Annotated in this window: 3 protein-coding genes; all 3 read right to left on the minus strand. The window is 42.5% G+C overall.

Features of this window, described 5'->3' with window-relative positions:
• Nucleotides 1–58: 58 nt before the first annotated feature.
• Nucleotides 59–532: a hypothetical protein gene (locus tag ACT3TU_RS13930; RefSeq protein WP_192524831.1), complete on the minus strand. Its 474-nt coding sequence runs from the start codon at nt 530–532 to the stop codon at nt 59–61.
• A 201-nt stretch (nt 533–733) separates the two neighbouring features.
• Complete coding sequence (locus tag ACT3TU_RS13935; RefSeq protein ID WP_192524832.1) at nt 734–1264, minus strand: inorganic diphosphatase; 531 nt, start codon at nt 1262–1264, stop codon at nt 734–736.
• 196 nt (nt 1265–1460) lie between these two features.
• Complete coding sequence (gene lipB, locus ACT3TU_RS13940; RefSeq protein WP_192524833.1) at nt 1461–2330, minus strand: lipoyl(octanoyl) transferase LipB; 870 nt, start codon at nt 2328–2330, stop codon at nt 1461–1463.
• Nucleotides 2331–2483: the final 153 nt, after the last annotated feature.

A 2483-nucleotide genomic window follows, 5' to 3' on the forward strand; every position in this document is an offset into this window, starting at 1 on the left:
GTTAGTCGGAAAGGATGCTTGATAAAAATGTCGACAGACAAGACACTTCAGTTTTCTTTTAGCCAAAGATACGCCACATTATCCAAAATAACCCTGCCATAATAATCGCTATAACCAATAATCGCTTCGCCCAATAAGGAACAAGCGGTTTTTTATAGCTTAAATCATTGAGCTTGCTATCAACGCCTTCTTGCAAGCTCTGAAAATTTTGTTCAGACGGCGTGGTTTTGACGCGGTTTTTTATTAATTTTCCAGACTCGTCTTCATCCTCAGCTTCTTGCTCTCTATCAAAGCTAATAGCATGGTTCGGGATGCCTTGCTTGCTTGCGATAGTATTGAGCTTTTGCTGCTGCTTTACTTTCAATTCGGTCTCGTACGCATCAATTCGAACTTTGGCATCATCCATACTGATATTTTCGTCCGCGGCCAATGTTTTAATGGCCATTGCCAGGTTGTTTTTTTCGATCATCATAATGATCGCTTTTGGCAGTTTTGCATTGACTGGGTTTGAGTTGGGGTCGGAGTTGAACATGACGATCCTTAGTACGACGTAGAAATGTGAATAGGCGGGACGGTTTATTATACCTACTTTAAATAGCTAGGGCGTGTCATCTTGATGACACAGCTTGACATTCAAGCAAAAAAATACCGCAGCCATCATCGTGTCTGCGGTATTTTTCATAAAGCCTATCTTATTTATGATAAACCTCATGTTATAAGCTATCCGGACTAATTATAGATCTTTCCAGCGCTGGATAGATTCTTTAATCACTTCTTTGGCTTCTGCAACGTCACCCCAAGATTCAACGACCGTTGTACCTGGTTTTTTAAGGTCTTTATAGTGGCTGAAATGGAACTCTAACTGGTTGATTAGCTGCTTTGGTAGGTCCGCTAGGCTGTTGTAAGCATTGCCTGTATCACGGTCGTCAGCTGGTACGACGACGATCTTGTCATCGACTTCGCCGTCATCAACGAACTTCATGACGCCAATTACTTTGGCTTTTAAGAAAATGCCAGTGGTTAAAGGCTGTTCTGTAATGATTAAGGCATCAAGCTCGTCGCCATCTTCATCAAGAGTCTGTGGGATAAAACCATAGTTACAAGGTTTGGCAAAGATTTGCGGGTCAACACGATCAAGCTCAAATACCGCCAATTCGCGGTTCCATTCGATTTTATGGCTGCTACCGGTTGGGATTTCTACTACGACGTTAATGATGCCGCCGTCGACGTCGCCTGCGTCTAAAATTTTATTAAAATCTGCCATAAATTGCTCCAATGTGCTTTTGTTATAAATACTTGAACAGTAAAGGGTGAAATGTTGGTGCGGCATAGTTATCGCTGCGCCCAGTTTGTGCCGCCTGCGATTATAACAAGTTTGACTCAAATTTTCTCATAATGCTTAAGTCCAAGCATGCAAGATATTATGCGTAAAAGGATTATGCAAAAAAGACTCAAAGACATTACTTTGACGCTTTTGGCGCTAACGCACGCAATTCAATGTGTCCTGCATGACGCTGAGCAATATTATCGATGAGCTTTTGCGTGACTTGCTCATAACTTAACGATTGAGGAGTCAGTTTGTTTTGAGTTTCGTCCAAGGCTGTAACTTTTGACTGCTGCTTTGACTGCTGCATTGGCACAAAGTCTGCCAATCGTAACATTTGCATCCCTGCATAACCGCACGGATTAATGGCGTTAAATGCTGACAAATTACAGTTTAAATTAAGAGCAATACCATGGTAGCTAAAACCGTGCTTGATTTTGAAACCTAGAGAAGCGATTTTCCCTAGCATGATTGCATCATCTGCTGGTGCGTTAGATGGCAGTTGTGACAGCTCATCAGATGAAGCGCTATATGAGCTGCCGTATAAGTAAACCCCAGGTGCATCACGGCGAGCATGGGCGCTGATATGAGTGCTGTCAGGTGACGATTGACTTTTTATACAATCGTTGACGACGTCTTCAATGGCTTGTTCGGCATGCGATACCATGTTGCGTACACTCCAGCCTAAGCTATTTAAATCAAACAACCAGTAAATAACCAGTTGTCCGTGCCCGTGCCAAGTTACTTGTCCACCACGATCCGTTTTGATAATAGGGGTGTTGGTACGTTGCAAAATGTGCTCTTCTTTACCGGCTTGTCCAAGGGTATAAACGTCATTGTGATCGACAATCCATAGCTCGTCTGGGGTACGTAACCCTTGCTCTTTTTTAAGTTCGATACGCGCTAGCGTACGCGCTAGCATGGCGTCGAGGGTAGGAACATAGTCGGCGGCTGAGAATGATTTACTGACTAGCATATCATTGAGCGGTTGGGGGGCATTTTGCATGAGGGTGGCTGTCTTCTGGTTTTGTTATTAAAAGGTAGGTCCATTACTGATATTCAGTGTAGCAGTTTTAGCATTTCTGCCCAAACTTAAATTTCAATAATAAATGCATCAATTTTAAGAAGATATCTATTAAGAAGATATTTATATAGGGCT

The organism is Psychrobacter sp. AOP3-A1-26, assembly GCF_052378235.1.
Taxonomy (GTDB): Bacteria; Pseudomonadota; Gammaproteobacteria; order Pseudomonadales; family Moraxellaceae; genus Psychrobacter.